Here is a 22,060-nt window from a genome sequence, read left to right as displayed (position 1 = left end):
CTTACCGACGGGGTGGCGGCTCCGGCCGTGACGGACGTACCCGGAGGGGTCAGCCGGGACCGTCGGGCAGCGAGGGTTCCGTACCGGTCTGGGCGACCACCGAGGCCGCCACCCGGGAGGCGAGGACGAGCATCTCCTCCACCCGGTCGCGCGGCAGCCCGGCCACCCCGCCCTCGCGGTGCACGCCGTTGGCGCTCAGCCAGGTGAGGACGCCCGCCATGAAAGCGTCGCCCGCGCCGATGGTGTTGACCACCTCGACGGGCACCGCGGGCACGGAGACCGGTTCCGAGGAGCCCGCGTAGGCCGTGCTGCCCTTGGCGCCGCGGGTCAGGATCACGAGCCGGCCCTCCCCCGCCAGCCGCCGGCAGGTCTCGTCGGGGTCGGTGTCCGGCCACAGGCGCGCGAGATCCTCGTCGCTCGCCTTGACGACATGCGCCAGCGCGCACAGCTCACGCAGCCGGCGCACGCTCAGCTCCGGGTCGATGGTCCGGTCCTCGCGCACATTGGGGTCGACCACCAGCAGGGACCGTTCGGCGCCCGCGCGCGCGGTGGCCGCGACCGCCCCGGCCGCCGGTTCGACGACCGCCGCGACCCCGCCCACGTACACCGCGGCGAACCGGTCCACCACCGCGGAGTGGTCCGGCAGCCGGAAGGTCGCGGTGTCCTGGAGATGGAAGTGGTAGCTCGTGCCGTCCGGGCCCGGGTCGGCGACCGCGAGCGTCGTGGGCAGCTCCGAGCGCGCGCACAGGCCCAGTTCCGTACCGGCCGAGACCAGCCGCCGCTCGATCATCCGGGCGAAGCCGTCGCCGCCGAGCGCGCCCGCGAACCAGCTGGGCGTGCCGAGCCTGGCCAGCCCCGCGGCGACATTGGCGGGCGCGCCGCCGGGCTGGGCCCGGTTCAGCTCCGGCTCGTCCGGCACCGGTACGAGGTCGATCAGCGCCTCACCCATGACCAGCACGGCGCCGGAGCCGACCTCGAACCCCTCACTCACGGCTGGACCACGATCTTGCGGCCCTGGCCCGCCTTGAACCGGTCGATCGCCTGCGGGTACTGCTCCAGCGGCAGCCGGTCGCTGATGAAGACCGCGGGGTCGAGCACACCGGTGGCGAAGAGCGCGGCGGCCCGCTCGTAGCTGTGCAGCACCGCCATGGAGCCGGTGATCGTGATCTCCTTGTTGTAGATGCGGTACGGCTCGATGACCGCGGTCGTCGCGTAGTCGGCGACGCCGAACTGGAGGAACGTACCGCCCTTGGCGACCCGGCCGAGGCCGTCCTGGATGGCGCCCGCGCTGCCGGTGGCGTCGATCACGACATCCCAGCCGCCCGGCCGGTCGAACTCGTCCGCCGAGGCGGCGGTGCGCGAGCAGCCGAGCTTGCCGGCGGTCGCCAGCCGCTCCGGGTTGATGTCCAGGACATCGACCCCGGCGGCGCCGGTGCGCTTGGCCAGCTCCAGCATCATCAGGCCCATGGTGCCCGAGCCGTAGATCAGCACATCCGCGCCGAGGGTGGAGCGGAGCACGTCGTAGCCGCGGACCGCGCAGGACAGCGGCTCGATCAGCGCCGCGTCCTTCACATCGATGTGGTCGGGCAGCTTGACGCAGTTGGCCACCGGCGCGACGGCGAACTCGGCCGCGCCACCGGGCTTGCTGACGCCGATCGCGTTCCACCGGTCGCACAGATTGCCCCGGCCGGAGCGGCAGTACCGGCATTCGTTGCAGTACAGCGACGGGTCGACAGCGACCTTGTCACCCACGGACAGTTCGGTGACCTCGGAGCCGATCTCCACGATCTCCCCGGCGAACTCATGACCGGGCACGATGGGCAGGGTGGGCGCGAACTCACCCTGGAGAATGTGCAGATCGGTACCGCAGATCCCGCACGCGGCGACGGCGACAACCACATCCCGGGGGCCGGGGGTGGGGTCGGGAACCGTCGTGACGGAGACCTTGCCGACGGCTTCGACGATCGCTGCCCTCATTACTTAACAGCTCCAAGAGAAAGGCCCTGGACCAACTTGTCCTGGGCGGCGAAACCTGCGGCGAGAACCGGCAGGGACACAACGACGGACGCGGCGCACAGCTGGGCGAGGAAGAGCCCCTGGCTGGTGACGAAGCCCGTCAGGAATACGGGTGCGGTCTGAGCCGTCACACCGGTGAGCACCCTGGCGAAGAGCAGCTCGTTCCAGCTGAAGATGAAGCAGATCAGCGAGGTCGCCGCGATACCGGGCGCGGCCACCGGGGCCACCACCCGCATCAGCACCGTCGGCAGCCGGGCGCCGTCCACCTGTGCGGCCTCGATGATGGAGACCGGCACATCCGCGAGGAAGGACTGCATCATCCACACCGCGATCGGCAGATTCATCGAGGTGTAGAGGATGACGAGCAGCCAGATGTTGTCCAGCATGCCGACGTTCTTGGCGAAGAGATACACCGGCAGCAGTCCGGCGACGACGGGCAGCATCTTCGTGGAGAGGAAGAAGAACATCACGTCCGTCCACTTCTCCACCCGCTTGATGGAGAGCGCGTACGCCGCCGGAAGCGCGAGCACCAGCACGAACAGCGTGGAGAACAGCGACGCCGTCAGGGAGTTGATCAGCGGCGGCCAGGGGCTGGCGCCGCCGCCCTCGCCGAAGAACACCCGGTAGCTGTCGAGCGTGAGCGGCGCGCCGATGGACGGCGGGTTGGTCGCCGCGTCCGCCTCCGAGTGGAAGGAGGTCAGCAGCATCCACAGCGCCGGCAGACAGAAGGCGATACCGACGATCCAGGCCAGCAGCCCGAGCCCGGCGGAGCGCCGCCTGGCCTTCCGGGCGGCGGGGGCGTACTTGTCGACGCGGGGGCGGGACGCCGCGCCGGCGTTCGGTACGGAGAGTGTGCTCATGCCCGGTTCGCCTCCTCACTGAAGAGGGACGAGACGACGCGCAGGGCGAAGGTCGCGATCACGATGGTGCCGATCACGACGACGACTCCGGCGGCCGAGGCCAGTCCGTACTCGTGAGCCTGGTAGAAGGTCTGGTAGATGGTGTACGGGAGGTTCGCGGTGCCGAGCCCGCCCGAGGTGAGCGTGAACACCGCGTCGAAGTTCTGCACGATGTAGATCGACCCGAGCAGGACGCCCAGTTCCAGATAGCGGCGCAGATGCGGCACCGTCAGGAAGCGGAACATCTGCCAGCCGGTCGCGCCGTCCAGCTTCGCGGCCTCCATGATCTCGGCGGGCCTGCTCTGCAGCCCGGCGAGCAGGATGAGCATCATGAACGGCGTCCACTGCCAGATCAGGGATGCCTCGACCGCCAGCAGCGGCATGTCGGAGATCCAGTCGGGCTGGGCGGGGTCCGAGACTCCGAAGAGTCCGGTGAACCACGCCCATCCGCCGTTCAGCAGGCCGTACTCGGGGTTGTAGAGAACGTGCTTCCACATCAGCGCGGCCGACACGGGCACCAGCAGGAACGGCGTGATGAGCAGCGTACGGACGAAGCCGCGCCCGATGAACTTACGGTCGAGCAGCAGGGCCAGCAGCAGTCCGAGGACCACGCTGACGATCACCACGGTCGCGGTGAGCAGCACGGTGGTGAAGACCGACTCGCGCAGACTCGCGTCGGTGAAGACGGAACCGTAGTTGGAGAGCCCGGCGAAGCTGCGGTCGTCGGGGGCGAGCGAGTTCCAGTCGAAGAGGGAGATCACCAGCGTCGCCACGAACGGCAGCTGGGTGACCGCGATCAGGAAGATCAGGGCGGGCAGCAACGGGGCACGGGTGGCCCAGGCGCGGGCCCGGCCCGAGGCCCCCCGGCCGGCGCGCCCGGGCGCCGAAGGGCGCTTGGCACCGGCCGGGGAGAGTGGGGGGGTGCTGACGGAGGTACTCACTTCTGGTCCTTGCCTACCTTCTCGGCGAGCGCCTGCGAGTTCTTGAGCGCCTCGGCAACCGACTTCTTGCCGGCGATGGCCGCGCTGATCTCCTGCGAGACCTTGGTGCCGAGGTCGGTGAACTCGGGGATGTCGACGAACTGGATGCCGACCGTCGGACGGGGCTGGGTGCCCGGGTCACGCGGGTTGGCGTTGGCGATGGCCTGCTTGGTGACATCGGCGAAGGCCGCCGCGTCCTTCAGGTAGTCCGGGTTGGCGTACGTGGAGGCGCGCTTGCCGGCGGGCACGTTGGACCAGCCGATCTTCTCGCCGACGAGGTTCTCGTACTCCTTGCTGGACGCCCAGGAGATGAACTTCCACGCGTTCTCGGTCTTGGTGGACGCCTTCTGCATGCCCCAGGCCCAGGTGTACAGCCAGCCGGAGCTCTCCGTCTTGTCGACCGGCGCGGGTACGTAGCCGATCTTGCCCTTGACCGGGGATCCCTTGGCCTCCAGCGAGCCGGCGCCGGCGGTGGCGTCGTACCACATGGCCGACTTGCCCTGCGTCATGTTGTTCAGGCACTCGGCGTAGCCGGCCTGGGGCGCGCCCGCCTCACCGTGCTTGCGTACCAGGTCGACATAGAACTGGGTGGCCTTGGTGAACTCCGGGGAGGTGAGCTGCGCCTCCCAGTCCTTGGTGAACCAGGTGCCGCCCATGGTGTTGACGACGGTGGTGAGCGGGGCGATGACCTCGCCCCAGCCGGGCAGCCCGCGCAGGCAGATGCCCTTCATGCCCGCCTCCGCGCCGTCCGCCTTGGCGGCGAGGTCGGCGACCTGCTGCCAGGTGGGCTTCGCCGGCATCGTCAGCTTCTTCGCCTCGAAGACGTCCTTGCGGTACATCAGGAAGGACGACTCGCCGTAGAAGGGCTGGCCGTAGAGCTTGCCGTCCTCCGCGGTGAGGGACTCCTGGAGGGGCTTGAGGATGTCGCCCTGGTCGAATGCCTTGTCCTTGGCGGTGTACTCGTCGAGCGAGTGCAGCCAGCCGTTCTTCGCGAAGAAGGGCACCTCGAAGTTGCTGATGGTGGCGACGTCGTACTGGCCGGCCTGGTTGGAGAAGTCCTGGGTGATCTTGTCGCGGACGTCGTTCTCCGGGAGCACCGTGAAGTTGACCTTGATCCCGGTGTCCTTGGTGAAGTTGTCCGCGGTCAGCTTCTGCAACTCGACCATCTGCGGGTTGTTCACCATGAGCACGTTGAGGGTGTCACCCCCGCCGGACGAAGAGGCGCCGCCCGCGCCGCTGCACCCCGCGAGAAGGGCCACCAGGGCCGCGCTCGCACCCACACGCACGCGGAGGTCGCGTCGTCGTTGCTGGAGGGGCATGAGATTTCTCCTGATCATCGTTGCGAAAGGGGTTTCGGGACGGCTCTGCCCCGCCTCCGGACCGGGGAACGGACCGATGGAAGAGGGCGGAATGAAGAGGGGGTGATGCCTGCTGATTCAGACGCGGATGACCTGCGGGCCCAGCAGTGAGTAACGCTGTGCCTCGGCAGACGGCAGACCCGCGTCCGTCACGATCGACTCGAAGTCGCCGACCTCCGCGAAGCGGCAGAAGCTGACGGCGCCGAACTTGGTGTGGATCCCCGCGAAGACCCGGCGGCGGGCGCTGCGCATCGCCTGGGCCTTCACCTCACTGACGGCCGGGTCGGGGGTGGTGAGGCCGTACTCGCGGGAGATGCCGTTCGCTCCGACGTACGCCAGGTCGATGACGAAGTCGGAGAGCATTCTGGTGGTCCAGTGATCGACCGTGGCCATGGTGGAGCCGCGCACCCGCCCGCCGAGCAGCAGTACGGCGATCTTCTCGGCCTCGGCGAGCGCGGTCGCCACGGCGAGGGAGGCGGTGACGACGGTCAGCTGCCGGTCCCGCGGCAGCGCCTCGGCGACGAGCTGAGGGGTGAAACCCTCGTCGACGAAGACCGTTTCCGCGTCTCCCAGGAGATCCGCGGCGGCCGCCGCGATCCGTGACTTCTGGGGTACGAGCCGGGTGGTCCGTACCGCGAGAGTCGTTTCGAAGCCGGCGCTCTCCACCGGGTAGGCCCCGCCGTGGGTACGCCGTACCAGTCCATGACCCTCCAGGGCGTGCAGATCACGCCGGACGGTCTCCTTCGCGACCCGGAGCTTCGTGGCCAGTGCGCTGACTTCCACTGACCCGTCACGCCGGGCGATCTCGAGAATTTCTCTTCGTCGTTCGTCGGTGTCCACGGTGACACACTTCCCTGCTTTGCTGCGGCTCAGCACCCGTTCGGGCTCATGGGTCGTTTGTACAAGCAAGGGACCCGCTGCGACCAGCTTCTTCGCTGCACCGACTGTGTCCGTTCATGCCCGTTTCGTCAAGAAGCTTTGCGCTGGTCATCACGGGTAGCAGGGTCGGTGTTGCGCGGATCACTGCCCGAATGAGGCTCCGCTTGTGCCCGATCGCTGCCCGACGCGGTCGATGATTCACGTGCGAGCGGCGCCCGTATACGCAAAATCGCCCGCTAAACATTTCGCGGCGGGCCACGGGAGTCCCGTGGCCCGCCGCGAGCTTCCGCGATGCCGCCCCGTCAGCCGAACACCCCGAACTCGTAGAGCGAGTAGCCCCAAGGGGTGCCCCGTACGGTCGAGTTGACCCGCACATAGCGGGCGTTTCCGGCGACCTCGTGATCATCGATCCCGCCGTCGCCGTCGGCGACGGTCCTCAGCGTGGTCCAGTCCTGGCCGTTGTCGGAGGTCTGGAGGGTGTAGCCCTTGGCGTACGCGGCTTCCCAGGCCAGCTGGACATGCCGGAACTCCGTCTTGCGCCCCAGGTCGACCTGGACCCATTGCGGGTCGCTCCAGTCGCTGGCCCAGCGGGTGTCGAACGAGCCGTCGACGGCGTTGCCCGCGGGGCAGGGGCAGCCGGTGCCGCTCGGCTGGGACGAGGACGCCGTGGCCGGCCTGCCCTGGGCGAGATTGGTTCCGTCGACCGGCGGCGGCACCACCTTGAAGGACTTCGTCTCGATACCGACGTTGCCCTTGCCGTCGGACGCCTTGACATAGACCTTCCACACCCCGAGCCGGCCGGGCGCGGTGACCCTGAAGGTGCCGTTGCCCGCGTCGGTGAACCGGGCGTCCGTCAACTGGCCCGAGTTGTCGAGGTACTTGCTGCCCAGCAGCACCTGGTACGAGAGCGGGTCGCCGTCCGGGTCCGAGACCGACGTCCGTACGGTGAACTCCCGCCCGGCCGGGACCGAGGCGGCGCCGTCGACCGCCATCGAGGAGATCACCGGCGGAGTGTTGTCGGCGGAGGTGTTGCCCCCGTAGGCCCGCTTCACCGCGTAGTACGAGAGCCGCTTCTGGCCCGCGGGCAGCAGGTTGAACCAGACGCCGCCGAAGTCGTATTCGGTGCCGTAGTGGAAGAGTGTCGCACCGAGCGCCACGCCCTGATGACCGGTGACACAGCCCCACGCCTTGGTGTAGCCGCTCGCCTTGGCGGTGTCGGCGGGCTCGTCGGGCACGCCGTTCGCGTCGTCGGGCACCTCCCACTCACCGGCGGGGCCGCCCTCGGTGACGATATAGGGCTTGGTGTAACCGCCGTCCTCCCAGGTCTTGCGGATATTGCAGACGTCGCCGTAGGAGTTCACCGCGTACAGATCGAGGTCGGGCGCGTTGCGCTGGTAGTACGGCCAGGCCCCGGTCCAGGCGTCCGTCGAGGTCACGGGGTGGTTGGGATCGACCGCGTGGATCTTCTTCGCGATCTCGTTGACGAAGGTGGTGTACGCGTCGCGCTGCTGCTCCAGCGCGGTGCCGCTGTAGCAGTTCTGGAGGCCGAGGACGGACTCGTTGCCCACGTTCCACATCAGGACGCCGGGGTGGTCCTTGTAGGTCTCCACCCACCTGGGGAACTCCGCGAGCATGTTGTTCTTGTAGGTGGTGTCCGTCAGGTAGTCGACACAGCCACCGCTGCCGGGACCGCCGCCGGGCTGGAGCCAGAAGCCGGCGATGACCTTGACTCCATTGGCCGCCGCCGCGTCGAGCAGCGGTTTGCTGGTGGCGTCGGTGCCCCAGGTGCGTACGGTGTTGACGCCCATCGACTTCACGTCGGGCATGTACCGCGCGGCGTCGGCCACCGCGGGCCCCCAGGTCAGGCCCTTGACCTGGTAGGGCGCTCCGTCGACGGTCAGCTGCCAGGAGCCCTGTGATCCGGTGACCTTGACGACGCTGCCGGCGGCGTGCGCGGCGGGGGCCGGGAGGGCCACCGCGCAGGCGGCGAAGAGCGCGGCGACGGCGACCGGGGCGAACCGGCGGGCCCGGCCGGCCGGCCGGTGTACAGCGTGTACGGCGGGTGGGTGCATGGGGTGGTGTCTCCTCGGGATGTGGGGGGGGCGGGTGCGGATGCGGGCCGTGGGAACGGGCACGGGAGAGCGCTCTCCCCGATGGGCGCACGGCACCCACCGGGGAGAGCGCGACCGGTCAGGGCAGTTCGTAGTCCGCGTCGAGCGCGGCGCCCGCCTCGGGATGGGTCTGGTCGTAGCCGCGGGCGTCACACTGGAGTCCGCCCACGACGCAGTGCTGGACCAGCGCGTTCAGCGTCGCGTCGTCCCACGCGTTGAAGAAGTCGTAGTGGAACGAGTGTCCCGTACCGCTGGCCAGTCTGACCTGCGACATATCGCCGTTGACGGGCCAGGCCATCTTGAACTCGACCATCGGCAGAGCCACCGGATGCGAGGCCGGGCAGACGTCCTGGTTGGCGCCCTGCGCGACCGGATAGGCCATATGGCTCTGGTGGTTCGGGGTGTCCAGATACTTTCCGTCCCAGCAACTCGGCGCCTGGAAGCGGAGGTTGAGCTGTACGTCCTGGGCGGTCGGGCAGGACGCCGGGATCTCGGTGTTGTTGTACTGCTCACCGCACTCCCAGCCCTCCACCCAGCCCGGGTGGTTGCGGAACTCCTCGGCCGACTGCATGGGGCTGCCGACGACGAAGCGCAGCCCCTTGGGGAACGGCCGCACCGTGCGGTAGTCGGTGACGCCCGACTTGTAGTAGATGGTCTGCGGACCGACCGGCCGGACCGCCGTGTCCCCCTTGAACAGGGTCGGCATCCAGTACGCGGACTTGTCGCCCGGCGCCTTGCACGCCGTGCCGCCGCCGCTCAGCGAGGCCGTGGTGCTGTTCGCGTCGGTCGTGGTGTTGCCCATGAACGTGTGGTCGTGCGACTTGCCGGGCTGACCGGGGTACACGATCGGGTCATCCGGCCTGGTGTGCGTGACCGAGCAGTTCGCCTGGAACTCGTGGAAGTAGCGGTGCGGGGGGATCTCGGTGGACGGCTCCACGCCGGTCACGGGCGGGTTCGCCGGTATGTACCCGTCCCCGTCGGGATCGTCGCCCGACGGTACGGGGGCGGCGGGAGCCATCTTGTGCCCGGCGTGGGCGGCCGGTGCCGCCTGTGCCGCCGCGGCGGGCCGGTCGGCCGCGCGCGGGGTGGTGGCGTTGGCGGTGTCCGAAATCGCGGACAACCCGAAAGCCACCAGAGCCAGTGCGGTGGCGACGAGTAACGCGGACATCAGGGCGGTGGTGCGGAGTCTGTCGGCCATGCGGACCTCCATGCCGCTTGGAATCACTGCGGGAGAGCGCTCTCCAAGGCCGTGTCAGTGTTACGCCGCCGCTGAGAGGGTGTCAATACTCCGCGAACGATCCCGGGAGCGGCCCTTGTTGCCGCTCACGCACCGGACACGGCACGATGCGACAAGCCCGGAATGCGGAAGCACCCGGGCGGCTTGACGATTGGTGAACGACCGTCTGCGGCGGTGCGTATCCCTCCCCGGCGGGACGTACTGGCGCGGCACGGCACATCCGACGGATATCCAGGAGCGCACGCATGAGTGGTACTGCCCAGATCGGCGTCACGGGGCTCGCGGTGATGGGCCGCAACCTCGCCCGTAACTTCGCCCGCAACGGCTTCACCGTAGCCGTGCACAATCGCACCGCGTCGAAGACACGGGCCCTGGTGGACGAGTTCGGTGACGAGGGCACCTTCGTCGCCGCCGAGTCCGCGGCGGACTTCGTCGCGGCGCTGGAGCGGCCGAGGCGTCTGGTCATCATGGTGAAGGCCGGCGAACCGACGGACGCCGTGATCGAGGAGTTCGCCCCGCTGCTGGAGGAGGGCGACGTCATCATCGACGGCGGCAACGCCCACTTCGCGGACACCCGGCGCCGGGAGCGGGAACTGCGCGAGCGCGGCATCCACTTCGTGGGTGTGGGCATCTCGGGCGGTGAGGAGGGTGCGCTGCACGGGCCGAGCATCATGCCCGGCGGATCCGCCGAGTCGTACCAGTCGCTCGGCCCGCTGCTGGAGCGGATCGCGGCGAAGGCCCCCGACGGCGCGCCGTGCGTGGCCCATATCGGCCCCGACGGCGCGGGCCACTTCGTGAAGATGGTGCACAACGGCATCGAGTACGCCGATATGCAGCTGATCGCCGAGGCGTACCACCTGCTGCGGTCCGTGGCGGGCTACTCCCCCGCGAAGATCGCGGAGACCTTCCGGTCATGGAACACCGGCCGGCTCGACTCGTATCTGATCGAGATCACGGCGGAGGTGCTCGCCCACACGGACGCGGCGACCGGCAAGCCGTTCGTGGACATCGTGACCGACCAGGCGGAGCAGAAGGGCACCGGCCGCTGGACGGTGCAGATCGCCCTCGACCTGGGCGTTCCGGTCTCCGGCATCGCCGAGGCGGTCTTCGCCCGCTCGCTGTCCGGACACGCCGCGCTGCGCGAGGCGTCCCGCACGCTGTCCGGCCCGACGGCCGCTCCGCTCGGCGAGGCCGAAGCGGCGCGCTTCGCCGACCAGGTCGAGCAGGCGCTGTACGCGTCGAAGATCGTGTCGTACACCCAGGGCTTCCACCAGATCCAGGCGGGCAGCGAGGAGTACGGCTGGGACATCGACCTCGGTTCGGTCGCGGCGATCTGGCGGGCGGGCTGCATCATCCGCGCCGCGTTCCTCGACCGGATCCGCGCGGCGTTCGACACGCAGCCGGACCTGCCGAGCCTGCTGTCGGACAAGCAGTTCGCGGCGGAGATCGGCGCGGCGCAGGACGACTGGCGCGCGGTGGTCGCCGCGGCCGTGCACCAGGGTGTGCCGACGCCGGGGTTCGCGGCGGCGCTCGCGTACTACGACGCGCTGCGCGCCGAGCGGCTGCCCGCCGCGCTCACGCAGGGGCAGCGCGACTTCTTCGGCGCGCACACCTACCGGCGCACGGACCGCGAGGGCTCGTTCCACACGCTCTGGGGCGGTGACCGCTCGGAGGTCTCCGCTTAGGGCGTGTCCCAGGGGTGACGGTCCCGCGAACCCAGTGGCCCGGGTGAGGGCTCCGGCTCCGGTACGGGGTCGGGGCCCGGCGGGTGCGGGACGGGATCGGGTTCGGGGATGGGCGTGGGGCTCGGCGGCGAGGGGACGGGCTCCGGTGCCGGGCCGGGCCCCGGTACCGGCCCCGGCGGGCCCGGCGGCGGGGTGGGCGCCGGCGGTACGGGATCGGGGAAGGGGCTGGTCATGCCGGACCTCCAGAAGTGCGGGAGTCGTGCGTTCCCAATGTCTCCCGGAGCGGGTGCCCACGCTCGCCGGATCCACGCGTACCCGGCGCGTCCGATCCGCGTTGCCCGAGCCGGGGTCAGATGGCGACGGCGACGCCGGGGTCAGATGGCGACGGCGGCGGCAGCGGCGGCGTTGAGCCCCGGACGCGGGCTGGAGAACACCGGGATGTCACTCGCGGCGCGCTCGGCCGCGTCGGCCATCGACGCCTGGGCGAGCACGATCACATCCGCTTCGGTGACGGCGTCGACGGCGGCGGCCACCGCGTTCAGATAGCCGTCGCGGTCACCGGCCTCGAAGCGCTCCCACGCGCCCTCGACCAGTACCGTACGCACCTCGATGCGCCGCTCCCCCGCCTCCTGCCGGATCAGCGCCGCCGTCGCTCCCAGGGTGCTGTCGAGCGCGGCGACCACCACGACCCGGTCGGCCGCCGCGGCGGCCACGGCCATCGGCCGGTCTACCCGCAGGACGGGTACGCCGACGGCCGGGGCGGCCCGCTCGGCGACCTCGCCGATGGTCGAGCAGGTGCACAGCGCGGCGGTCGCCCCCTCGGCGACGGCGACGGCGAGCGCCGACTCGACATCGGCGGCGACGGCGTCCGGACCCTCGGCCCTGGCCCGGCTCAGCAGGGACTCGTCCACGAGATGACGCAGGACGAGTCCTGGGTGGTCGGCGTCCCGCAGGGCGTCGAAGACCGGAATGTGAACCGGTGAAGTGTGCAGCAGCGCCAGCATGATCGCGATGCTAGACGGCCCGGCCCCGTGCCGCGCGCGCTCACCAGCGCGGCGGCGAGGCCGCCAGCTGCTGCCGCGCCGCGCTGACCGTCCCGGCCGGGGCTTCGGGCGCCTCGTCGGGATGGCGCTGCGCCCATCTGGCCGCGTACGAGCACAGGGGTACGACGGGCACGCCCTCGCGGGCCGCCATCGCGTAGAACTCCCGCACCAGCGTCCCCGCGATGCCCTTGCCCTCGTGCCCCTCCTCCACGACGGTATGCACCGCGACCAGCGCGGCGGGCGTGGCGGCCAGCGGGAAGTAGGCGATGACACCGACCGCCTCGCCGTCCTCGAACGCCTCGAAGCGGCCCTGCGGCCGGTTGTCGCGGATGTTGAGATCTGCCATGGCGTGATTCAGCCTCCCTGGTCGGACCGAGGGGAAGGACGACGGGACGGGCCCCGGCGCGGTGGTCCGTACCGATGCGTGGTCCTCGGTGCGAGCGCGCGCCCACGTCCCCCAACTGGGCTCCATCAACTGAGTGTCGGGGCGCCGCGCGCCCCTCGTCCGCCCCACCTCACGAAGTCCCCACCAGCCTACGCTCAGGTGGTCGCCACCAGCAGCTCTTCCCCGTTCGTCGTCTGCGGGCCGTCCGTCCTGCCCGCGAAGCGTGGAGCCCGGGGCCTCGCGAGAAGACGCTCCAGCGGGCGGAGGAGGGCTCGCGGACAGGCGTGTACAGGCGTGCCTCGCGCACAGACGTGAACAGGCGTGTACAGGCGTGCCTCGCGCACAGACGTGAACAGGCGTGCACAGGCGAGGGACAGCCGCGTCAGCCCTCTGCCGGGGCGGCGTCCGCGGCGTTGCCCCGCTGGTCGGCCGCCAGGGCCTCGGCGCGCCTCTTGATGACCACGATCGCCGCCGCCGCGCTGGTCGCGAAGGCGACCGGGATCATCCAGGGCCGGTCGAGAGCGTGGCAGGTGACGCGGTCGAGGGAGTAACGGCCCGCGCCCATGAGGCCGATGCAGGCCGCGGTCCAGCCGAGGACGGCCGGGTATTCGAAGCCGCCCGACTGGGCGAAGAATCCGTTGGGGGCGTGTACCGACGTGGCTCCCGCCATGCCGCCCGCCACCGCGGCCCCGGCCGCCGGGGCGGCCAGGCCGAGTGCCAGCAGCGCGCCGCCTCCGGCCTCGGCGAGCCCGGAGGCGATCGCGCAGGGTCTGCCCGGCCGGAAACCCATCGCCTCGAACGCCTGGGCCGTCCCGTCGATCCCGCCTCCGCCGAACCAGCCGAACAGTTTCTGGGTGCCGTGCGCGGCGAGCACCGCGCCGGTGCCCAGTCGCAGGGCGAGCAGGCCGAGATCGTTTCGGCTGTGGCAGGTCATGGCGGGCTCCATGGGGGGGGTGGATGGTGGGTGCGGGCGGTTCGCGACGGTACGACTCCACTCTCTGCGGCGCGGCGGGCCAGGGGGCGGCGGTGATGGGCCGTACGGGGGGACCTGGCCTCGTCCACCCGCTTTCGTCAGCTTGACGATAATCAGCCGTCTCGATATCGTCTTGCTGACGAAAAAGGGGGTCCCTTCCATGGCCGACATCACCCGGCGCCTCGGCCGGCATCATCTGCGCTCCGCCCCGACCGCCCATGTACGCCATCACCGGCGCGGCCGGCTCGTCCACGACGGTCCCGGACTGAGCTTCTGGTTCCGGGCGTTGACCGCCGCGCTCTCCGAAGTGCCGGTGGACGACCGCGAGCTGGCCATGGCCTTTCACGCGCGGACCGCCGATTTCCAGGACGTCACCGTGCAGTCCACCGTGACGTACCGCATCAGTGAACCGGCCACCGCCGCCGCCCGGCTGGACTTCTCCATCGACCCGGACACCGGTGCCTGGCGCGGCGCTCCGCTGGAGCAGCTCGCCACCCTGCTGACCGAGACCGCGCAGCAGCACGCCCTCGATGTGCTGGCCCGCACACCGCTGTCGGCGGCGCTGGCGGACGGCGTCACGGCCGTACGGGAGCGGATCTCCGAGGGGCTCGCGGCGGAACCCCGGCTGCCCGCGACCGGTATCGAGGTGGTGGCGGTACGGGTCGTCGCGATCCGGCCCGAGCCCGAGGTGGAACGCGCGCTGCGCACCCCGGCGCGCGAGCAGATCCAGCAGGAGGCGGACCGGGCCACCTACGAGCGCCGGGCCGTGGCCGTGGAGCGTGAGCGGACCATCGCCGAGAACGAACTCGCCAGCCGGATCGAACTGGCCAGCAGAGAGGAGCGGTTGGTCGAGCAGCACGGCACCAACGCCCGCCGCGAGGCCGAGGAGAGCGCGGCGGCCGACGCCGTACGCGCGGAGGCGGAGGCGCTGCGTACCGTACGGCTCGCGAAGGCCGAGGCGGAGGCGGCGCGGGAGACCGGTGAGGCGCGGGCACGGGCCCAGTCCGCCTGGCTCAGGGTGCACGCGGAGACGGACGCCGCCACGCTGCACGCGCTGGCCGCCACCCGGCTCGCCGAGAATCTGCCGCACATCGAGAGCGTCACCCTCTCCCCCGACGTGCTCACCGGACTGCTGGCCAGGCTGGGCCGGCCGGGCGAGGAGCGGGAATGAGTCTGGCGCCGCGCGCCGTGCTGGTGTACCGCACCAGCGAGTACGAGGAGTTGCTCACCCGGCACGGCACCCATGGCCAGGCCGCCTTCGTCCTCTCCTCGCGCGGCCGGTCCGTCGACGAGGTGGCGGACCGGCACCACCGGGCGCGGCGGGCACTGGCCGAGGTGGCGGGCACGATGCCTCTCCGATGGCGGCAGACGCGGGTGGAGCGCGCGGACCTGGACCGGTTCCTCTTCGCTCCCGAGGATGTGGTGGTCGTGGTGGGCCAGGACGGGCTGGTCGCCAACGCGGCCAAGTACCTGTCGGGCCAGCCGGTGGTGGGGATCGACCCCGACCCCGGCCGGGGCCTCGGGGTGCTGGTGCGCCACCGCGCGGCCGACGCCCCGGGGCTGCTGCGGGCGGCGGAGGCCGGCGGAGGCACCGTCGATGAGCTGACCATGGTGGAGGCGGTCGCCGACGACACCCAACGGCTGCTCGCGCTCAACGAGATCTATCTCGGCCGGCCCGACCACCAGACCGCACGCTACCGACTGGGACCGGACGACGAGAGCGCCCCGGCCGAGGCCCAGGCGTCATCCGGGGTGCTGGTGGGCACCGGCACGGGCGCCACCGGCTGGCTGCGGTCCGTACGCCGGGAACGCGGCAGCGCGCTGCCGGTTCCGGGCCCCGCCGATCCCCGACTGGTCTGGTACGTAAGGGAGGCGTGGCCCTCTCCCACCACCGGCACCGCGCTGGTGGAAGGGGTGCTCGACCACGCGGAACGGCTCAGGCTCACCGTCGAGTCCGACCGGCTGGTGGCCTTCGGCGACGGTATGGAGAGTGACTCCCTGGAGCTGACGTGGGGTCAGACGGTCCGGCTCGGCAGATCGTCCACCGCGCTGCGGCTGCTCGGCTGAGCCTTCCTGACGGACCGTCACATCCGCATGCCGTCACACTTCCATGCCGTCACACTTCCATGCCGTCACACCTCCACGCCTCGTACCGGTCCGGGGGCAGAGGCCGTTACCTGCCTCCGCCCCCTCGTACCGCGACAGCCGTGACCTACCGGCCGCAGCGCAGAGCGCGCACGTCGACGGTGTCGCTCATGACCTTCATCCCCGCGTCGTTCGGGTGCAGATGGTCCCCGCTGTCGTACGCGGGCAGGATCTTCGACGGGGCCGCCGGGTCCTTGACCGCGGCGTCGAAGTCCGCGACCCCGTCGAACACGCCGCTCTCCCGGATGAAGGTGTTGACCTCCTGGCGGACCGCTTCGCCGCCCGCGGTCCACTCGCCCCAGCCCTGGTACGGCATGACGGTCGCGCCCACCACACAGGCACCGGCCGCATGGGTCCGGGCCACGATCTCCCGGTATCCGGCGATGACTTGGGCGGCCGTGGGCGCCGGGGTCGCCTTGATGTCATTGACGCCTTCGAGCAGGATGACCGTGCGCAGACCGCTCTGCGACAGTACGTCCCGGTCGAGCCGCTTCAGCGCGCTCTCGCCCGCGCCGTCGGAGAGGACCTTGTTGCCCGAGATCCCCTCGTTGGCCACGCCCTTGAGGGTGGTGCGGCGATCGCTCTGGAGCCGGCCCGCGAGGAAGTCGGGCCAGCGGCGGTTGGCGTCGGAGGTGGAGATGGCGCCGTCCGTGATCGAGTCGCCGAGCGCGACGACGGCCCCGGTACCGCTCGGGGCGTCGACCACGACCGCGTCGAGGTAATAGCGGAAGCCGGTCTGCTGGGTGAAGGCCGTGGCGGTGTCCTCGGCCGCGTGGTCACCGCTGGGGGCGATGTAGGAGGTCTGGAGCCCCATCCGGTGGCCGGTGGCGGTTCCGGCCGCGTTCTGCACGTACACACTGATGGCCAGATCGGACTGCGGCCGCACCGTGCCGGGCAGCGGATCGCTGTATACGGAACCGCCGGGCGGGACCGTGACCGAGGCGGCGCCGCGGAAGGACAGCGCGCGGTTGCTGCCGGGCACCAGGGCCGCGCCCGAGGCCCGTACGCCCACATAGGCGCGCCCGAAGGTCACCGGCTGCTCGCCGAAGGCGTTCGACAGCCGGATCCGCAGCGCACTGCCGCCCGCGCTGGTGTGGACGACGACCCGGTGGGTGCGCGCGGGCACGGCGGCGTCGAGCCGGTCCGCGCTCGCCGCCCAGGTGACGACGGGGGTGGTGGCGGCGGAGGCGGCCGGAGCGGAGACGGCGGGGGCGGGAAGGGCGGAGGACGCGGTCGGGACCGCGAGGACCGAACAGAGAGCGAGGACGGCAACGGCGACCGAGCGCCGGACGCGTCGGGGTAACTGCGGTCTGTTCATTGCGGGGTGATCCCTCTCGTAGCGGAAGTCGTGCCCATGTCATTCATGGCACGGACAGAAAGCGCTTCCGGTTCGATGTGCGAACGCATGCGTCTGATACCTGACCGCGCCACAATGGAAACGGCCACTGAATGACGCCATGGGCACGGATCGCCCCCGCCCAGGCGTCCGCCGGACGGAGGAGGTGCGCCGTGCCGACAGCCAGCACCCGTGCGGCCGTACGGGACCTGCTCGACACCCATGGCCGGACCTACGCCGATGAGGCGGGTATCCATCTGCGGAACACGCCGCAGCCGCTCTACCAATTGCTGGTGCTCTCCTGTCTGCTGAGCGCGCGGATCCGCAGTGGAACCGCCGTCGCGGCCTCCCGCGCGCTCTCGCACGCCGGGCTGCGCGACGCGCGCCGGATGGCGGACGCCACCTGGCAGCAGCGGGTGGACGCGCTGGGCGAGGGGGGCTACCGCCGCTACGACGAACGCACCGCGACACAGCTCGGCGTGGGCGCCGAGCTGCTGCTCCAGGAATACGGAGGGGATCTGCGCCGGCTTCGCGAGGCCGCGGGCGGCGACATGACCACCCTGCGGTCGCTGCTCCGGCGGGTTCCCGGCCTCGGCCCCGTCGGGGTGGACATCTTCCTGCGCGAGGTCCAGGGGGTCTGGCCCGAGGTCGCCCCGTACCTGGACGCGAAGGCGCTCCAGGGAGCGCACAGGCGCGGACTGCCGGACGAGCCCAAGGCGCTGGCGCGGCTCACCGGTGACACCGATCCGGCCCTCTTCGCGGCGGCGATGGTACGGGCCGCGCTGGAGCGGAAGACCACTGAGCCGGGAGAGCACACCACTGAACTGACCGACGGCGCACGGGACCGTCGGTCAGTGGGGTGATCCGCAGGTCAGTGGGATCCGCCGGTCAGTGGGATCCGCGCCCGTCGACCCCCGTCGACGGCCCGTCGGCGGCCTGCCCGTCAGCCGTGCGGCGGCCTGTCGTCCCTCGGGGGCTGCGTGCCCATCTGCTCATCGATCTTCTTCTGGGCGATGTCGACCTGGTCCCTGTACTTGTCGCCCGTCTTCCGGTCGAACGCGTCGCCCGCCTTCTCCACCCCTTGGTGCGCCTGGTCCTCATGGCCCTTCAAGAGGCTCTTCAGCTTGTCGAGCATCGACATGTTCGGCTCCTCGCTCGGAACGGTGGTCACGTCCACCATCACCGCTGCCGGGCGATCCCGCATCCGCAGCGGCCGGCCACCGGCAGCCGCGGGTCCGCGTCCGCCGCGCTTCAGGGAGCGGCGTTGAGCAGGTCGAGCGCGCTGTGCTGGCGGGCGCCGTCCACCTTGTCGGGCGGACCGCTCCACCGCAGCCCGTACTGGTCGAGCGGAGTGCGGTCCCGGGCGTACGCGGTGTCGGCCTGCTTTCTCAGATACGCCGTGTAGGGATGGTCGGCGAGCGCGGCGTTGAGTTTGCCGAGCCCGCGTACATGGGCGCCCTTGAAGGACGGCCCGTCCGCCCCGCAGTCCCCGCCCTCGCAGGGATCGCGCAGGATGCCGTCCGCGGTGTGCAGGGACGGGGCGGTCGTCGCCGCGTCGGCCAGCTGCCGTGCGGTGGTGAGGAGTTGGCCGTCCTGGGTGGCGCGGTGCAATTCGGTGAGCGCGCCCAGCAGCACACCCTGGTTGTACGACCAGGCGGTGCCGTTGTTGTTGCGGCAGGTGCCCAGATCGATCCCGTCGTTCACCAGCCGCGAACCGTTGATCATCCCGGTCCCCTGGAACCAGGACCAGCCCGCGCGGGCCCGGCCCAGATAGGCCGTGTCGCCCGGGATCCGGTTGTGGAGAGCCGCGTTGAGCTGGATGTAGAGCGAGTTGGCGATGGCGTTCTTGTAGGTCCTGGCCGTACTCCACCACACACCGCCTCCGCAGGTGCCGTCCCAGTACGCGGCCATGTGGTCGGCGTCCGCGCGTGCGGTGTTCAGATAGCGGCTGTCGCCGGTCAGGTCGTACGCGGCGACCCAGGCCAGTCCCCACCATCCGGTGTCGTCGATGTAGTCGTTGCGGAACTGACCGTCCGCCGCGCCCAGCTGACGTTCGTAGGTGTTGGCGATGGCGTACCGGTAGCTGGGCATGCCGGTGACCCGGATGCTGTCGATGACCGCGGTGAGCGCGTTGGCGGAGTTCCACCAGCCGGTGGTGTCGAACAGACCGGTTCCGTTGTTGTAGAACTGCATCTGCGCGGTGGCCGCCGCCGTACGCCGGTCGTACGCGTTCCGCGAGCGTGCTCATCACCAGCGCGGCGACGGTCGGCGCCATCAGCTGGCGCATTGGTGTTGACAACGTTGTCCACATGGGCCACTCCGTGGTCGGGCGACGCGGGTGAGGACGGACGGGAGAGAGCGTTCCCGGAACGTACGACCGTGACGCGCTCACGTCAATGAGTGCGGCCGGGTCAATGCGGCGGGCCCTGGACTCCGGCCCCCGGACGTCCGCCGGACACGCTCGGACGGTACGGCGTGGCCTCCTCGCCCTCCCTGTCCAGCCGGGGCAGGATCCGGTCCAGCCACCGGGGCAGCCACCAAGCGCTCCTGCCGAGCAGTGTCATCACCGCGGGCACGAGCAGCAGACGGACGATCGTGGCGTCGATGAGGACGCTCACCGCCAGGCCGAGCCCCAGCATCTTCACCACGATGTTGTCGCTCAGGATGAACGCGGCGAAGACACTGACCATGATGAGCGCGGCGCAGCTGATCACCCGCGCCGTGATCTCCAGACCGAGCGCCACGCTTCCCCTGCTCTCGTGGGTACGCAGCCATGACTCCTGGACCCGCGCGAGGAGGAACACCTCGTAGTCCATGCTCAGCCCGAAGACGATGGCGAACATCATCATCGGCACATAGCTCTCGATCGGCACCGTCCCCGAGACGCCCAACGAGGGCCCGCCCCAGCCCCATTGGAAGACGGCGACGACCACTCCGTACGACGCGGCGATCGACAGGAGATTGAGCACGGCGGCCTTGAGAGCCACCAGCAGGCCGCGGAACACGATCAGGATGATGAGGAACGCCAGCGCGACGACGACGCCGATGATGAGCGGGAGCCGGGCGGTGATGAGACCGAGGAAGTCCTCCATGGCAGCGGTCGTGCCCGTCACATACGTCGTGGCGCCGGTGCCCGACACGGCTCGCGGCAGGACGTCGCCCTTGAGGTGATGGAAGAGCGTGGTGGTCCCGGCCGACTGCGGCGAGCCGCTGGGGATGACCGTACCGGTCAGCAACTGACCGTCGGCGGTGGGCTGGAGAGGGGAGATACTGGCCGCGTCCGGGACATCGGTGAGCGCCCTCCCGAGCCGGGACGCCAGCGCGGGGCGCTCGGCCGCCGGCACCGCGCTCTGGTCGACGACGAGGATGAACGGCCCGTTGGCGCCCGGTCCGAAGCCGGCCGTGATCAGGTCGTAGGCGCGGCGGTCGGTGAAGCTGGTGGGGTCGGCGCCGTCGTCGATGTGTCCGAGGCGGATGGAGAACAGCGGGATCGCGAGCACGCCCACCACCACGAGTCCGGCGAGCAGGAACCACCAGGGGCGGCGTTCCACCCGCCGCGCGTACCGGTGCCAGCCGTCGTGCGCCTCCCCGTCGGCCGGCTCCGAGCGATCCGTGCGCGTCGTAGGCTTCGTCCGTCCTTCGCGCTTCCCCCGCTCCCCGTGCTTCACACCGTTCGGGGCCGGCGCCGGTTCGCCTTCCGCGACCGGCCGGCGGACCCAGTAGCGGTCGATCCGGCGCCCGGCGAGCCCGAGGAGGGCGGGCACCAGCGTGATGGCGCCGGCGACGGCCGTGACGACGGTGACGGCCGCGGCGACGCCCAGCTTTCCGATGAAGCTGACCTGCGACACATACAGCCCCGCGAGGGCGACGATGACGGTGCAGCCCGAGACGATGACGGCACGGCCGCTGGTGGAGACCGCCCGGCCGGCCGCCGCCACCGGGTCGGCTCCGTCCATGAGCCGCTGCCGGTGACGGGTGATCAGGAACAGCGCGTAGTCGATCCCGACACCCAGACCGATCATGGTGGCCAGGGTCGGCGAGACGCTCGCGAAGGTGGTGGCCGCGGCGATCAGGCCCAGGCAGCTCACCCCGACGACGACCCCGACCAGCGCGGTGACCAGCGGAATCCCGGCGCCGATGACACTGCCGAAACCGATCAGCAGGACGATCACCGCCACGGCGAATCCGATGGCCTCGCTGGTCAGATCGGCGGGGACGGGCCGGGCCAGTTCACCGAGCAGCCCTCCGTACTCGACCCGCACACCGGCGGCACGGAGCGGCTCGACCGCCGCGTCGACACCACGGAGATAGGAGCCCCCGAACGAGGTGGGGTTGGCGTCGAACTGGATGCCGATGTAGCCGGTCCTGCCGTCGGGAGCCAGTGCCCCGGTGGGCGGCGCGGTGGGCGCCGAGGGCAGCGGGCTCGTGACCGACAGCACGTGCGGGAGCGTCCTGAGGGAGCCGACCGCCCGGTCGATCCGGCTCTGTACGCCGGTCAGCGGGCGGCGCGCATCGTACAGCACCACCTGGGCGCCGATGCCGCCCGCTCCCGGGACATGCCGTCCGAGCACCCGCGCGCCGTCGTCCGACTGCGTACCGGGGAGCGCGAAGTTGTCCGAGTAGGTGCCGCCGAAGGCCCCGTTGAGTCCTTGCAGTCCGCCGAGCGCGATGAGCCAGAGCACGATGACGGTGATGAAATGCCGGGCGCACCACTCCCCCAGCCGCCGTAGCCGACCCGCCCTGATCCGACTCCCGGGGTCTTTCACATCCGTACCGCTCTGCGAAGTCATGCGTCCCCCCAGAGGGCGTGAACATCGGCGAAACCTGGCAAATGCAGGCATTTTATACGTTTCGTCAGAAATATCGCTGTTCTTGCCTTTTGCCCGGCGCGCCCTGCCTCCTGACCGTCTCAACTGGGCTTTCTCGCAACCCTCTTGACGGGGGCACGTCGACCTGTATGGTCTAGTCCAAGTGGTCGAGACCTTTCCGGATGCAACGCCAATTGCACCGTGT

18 protein-coding genes and 1 pseudogene are annotated in these 22,060 nt (G+C 70.7%); 4 read left to right on the top strand and 15 right to left on the bottom strand.

What is annotated here, in order from left to right:
* Window positions 1–49: 49 nt before the first annotated feature.
* From CU044_RS11850 to CU044_RS11815, 8 genes are all read right to left on the bottom strand, one after another.
* Window positions 50–991, bottom strand: a complete 942-nt coding sequence (locus CU044_RS11850) for a PfkB family carbohydrate kinase (protein ID WP_240045503.1) — start codon at window positions 989–991, stop codon at window positions 50–52.
* A complete protein-coding gene (locus tag CU044_RS11845; RefSeq protein WP_129768467.1) occupies window positions 988–1,977 on the bottom strand; it encodes a zinc-dependent alcohol dehydrogenase family protein in 990 nt (329 codons plus the stop codon). The genes CU044_RS11850 and CU044_RS11845 overlap by 4 nt, the downstream gene beginning before the upstream one ends.
* Window positions 1,977–2,876 carry a carbohydrate ABC transporter permease gene (locus CU044_RS11840; RefSeq protein ID WP_129768466.1) on the bottom strand — a complete coding sequence of 300 codons (900 nt, stop codon included), beginning with the start codon at window positions 2,874–2,876 and terminating at the stop codon, window positions 1,977–1,979. The genes CU044_RS11845 and CU044_RS11840 overlap by 1 nt, the downstream gene beginning before the upstream one ends.
* Window positions 2,873–3,856 carry a sugar ABC transporter permease gene (locus tag CU044_RS11835; protein ID WP_129768465.1) on the bottom strand — a complete coding sequence of 328 codons (984 nt, stop codon included), beginning with the start codon at window positions 3,854–3,856 and terminating at the stop codon, window positions 2,873–2,875. Before CU044_RS11835 ends, CU044_RS11840 begins: the two co-directional genes overlap by 4 nt.
* The gene (locus tag CU044_RS11830) at window positions 3,853–5,214 is read right to left on the bottom strand and encodes a sugar ABC transporter substrate-binding protein (RefSeq protein ID WP_129768464.1); all 1,362 of its coding nucleotides are present in this window, start codon (window positions 5,212–5,214) and stop codon (window positions 3,853–3,855) included. Before CU044_RS11830 ends, CU044_RS11835 begins: the two co-directional genes overlap by 4 nt.
* A gap of 117 nt (window positions 5,215–5,331) precedes the next feature.
* Window positions 5,332–6,093, bottom strand: coding sequence for a DeoR/GlpR family DNA-binding transcription regulator (locus CU044_RS11825; RefSeq protein ID WP_030349305.1), 762 nt, complete (start codon window positions 6,091–6,093; stop codon window positions 5,332–5,334).
* Window positions 6,094–6,434: 341 nt separating this feature from the next.
* Entirely contained in the window at window positions 6,435–8,204 is a 1,770-nt protein-coding gene (locus CU044_RS11820; protein ID WP_129768463.1) for a discoidin domain-containing protein, read from the bottom strand.
* A 118-nt stretch (window positions 8,205–8,322) separates the two neighbouring features.
* A complete protein-coding gene (locus tag CU044_RS11815) occupies window positions 8,323–9,441 on the bottom strand; it encodes a DUF1996 domain-containing protein (protein WP_240045502.1) in 1,119 nt (372 codons plus the stop codon).
* A 284-nt stretch (window positions 9,442–9,725) separates the two neighbouring features.
* On the opposite strand from CU044_RS11815, the gene gndA reads away from it, so the two are divergent.
* Entirely contained in the window at window positions 9,726–11,165 is a 1,440-nt protein-coding gene (gndA, locus tag CU044_RS11810; protein ID WP_129768462.1) for an NADP-dependent phosphogluconate dehydrogenase, read from the top strand.
* Between the two features lie 374 nt (window positions 11,166–11,539).
* Here the strand turns inward: gndA and CU044_RS11800 are convergent, their stop codons facing one another.
* From CU044_RS11800 to CU044_RS11790, 3 genes are all read right to left on the bottom strand, one after another.
* Window positions 11,540–12,169 (bottom strand): aspartate/glutamate racemase family protein, encoded by a 630-nt coding sequence (locus CU044_RS11800; RefSeq protein ID WP_129768460.1) that lies wholly within the window; start codon window positions 12,167–12,169, stop codon window positions 11,540–11,542.
* A 40-nt stretch (window positions 12,170–12,209) separates the two neighbouring features.
* Entirely contained in the window at window positions 12,210–12,554 is a 345-nt protein-coding gene (locus CU044_RS11795) for a GNAT family N-acetyltransferase (protein ID WP_129768459.1), read from the bottom strand.
* A gap of 421 nt (window positions 12,555–12,975) precedes the next feature.
* Window positions 12,976–13,527: a DoxX family membrane protein gene (locus tag CU044_RS11790; protein ID WP_129768458.1), complete on the bottom strand. Its 552-nt coding sequence runs from the start codon at window positions 13,525–13,527 to the stop codon at window positions 12,976–12,978.
* Window positions 13,528–13,726: 199 nt separating this feature from the next.
* On the opposite strand from CU044_RS11790, the gene CU044_RS11785 reads away from it, so the two are divergent.
* Both CU044_RS11785 and CU044_RS11780 read left to right on the top strand, forming a co-directional pair.
* Window positions 13,727–14,737 carry an SPFH domain-containing protein gene (locus tag CU044_RS11785; RefSeq protein ID WP_129768457.1) on the top strand — a complete coding sequence of 337 codons (1,011 nt, stop codon included), beginning with the start codon at window positions 13,727–13,729 and terminating at the stop codon, window positions 14,735–14,737.
* Window positions 14,734–15,633: an NAD(+)/NADH kinase gene (locus tag CU044_RS11780; protein ID WP_129768456.1), complete on the top strand. Its 900-nt coding sequence runs from the start codon at window positions 14,734–14,736 to the stop codon at window positions 15,631–15,633. The genes CU044_RS11785 and CU044_RS11780 overlap by 4 nt, the downstream gene beginning before the upstream one ends.
* 145 nt (window positions 15,634–15,778) lie before the next feature.
* Here the strand turns inward: CU044_RS11780 and CU044_RS11775 are convergent, their stop codons facing one another.
* Window positions 15,779–17,029 carry an SGNH/GDSL hydrolase family protein gene (locus tag CU044_RS11775; protein ID WP_129768455.1) on the bottom strand — a complete coding sequence of 417 codons (1,251 nt, stop codon included), beginning with the start codon at window positions 17,027–17,029 and terminating at the stop codon, window positions 15,779–15,781.
* A gap of 191 nt (window positions 17,030–17,220) precedes the next feature.
* Between CU044_RS11775 and CU044_RS11770 the strand changes: the two genes are divergently transcribed.
* On the top strand, window positions 17,221–17,910 hold the full coding sequence (locus CU044_RS11770) for an endonuclease (RefSeq protein ID WP_240045501.1): 690 nt from the start codon (window positions 17,221–17,223) through the stop codon (window positions 17,908–17,910).
* An 80-nt stretch (window positions 17,911–17,990) separates the two neighbouring features.
* On the opposite strand, the gene CU044_RS11765 is transcribed toward CU044_RS11770, so the two are convergent.
* The 3 genes and pseudogenes from CU044_RS11765 to CU044_RS11755 all read right to left on the bottom strand — a co-directional run bounded on the left by CU044_RS11765 (window position 17,991) and on the right by CU044_RS11755 (window position 21,837).
* Window positions 17,991–18,188 (bottom strand): antitoxin, encoded by a 198-nt coding sequence (locus tag CU044_RS11765; protein ID WP_129768552.1) that lies wholly within the window; start codon window positions 18,186–18,188, stop codon window positions 17,991–17,993.
* Between the two features lie 110 nt (window positions 18,189–18,298).
* Window positions 18,299–19,279, bottom strand: a pseudogene (locus tag CU044_RS11760) (glycoside hydrolase family 76 protein); the annotation flags it as partial.
* A 179-nt stretch (window positions 19,280–19,458) separates the two neighbouring features.
* Window positions 19,459–21,837 carry an MMPL family transporter gene (locus CU044_RS11755; RefSeq protein ID WP_193563934.1) on the bottom strand — a complete coding sequence of 793 codons (2,379 nt, stop codon included), beginning with the start codon at window positions 21,835–21,837 and terminating at the stop codon, window positions 19,459–19,461.
* Window positions 21,838–22,060: the final 223 nt, after the last annotated feature.

The organism is Streptomyces sp. L-9-10 (genome assembly GCF_004151105.1).
Classification (GTDB): Bacteria; Actinomycetota; Actinomycetes; order Streptomycetales; family Streptomycetaceae; genus Streptomyces.
This window is presented reverse-complemented; position numbering and strand designations above follow the sequence as displayed.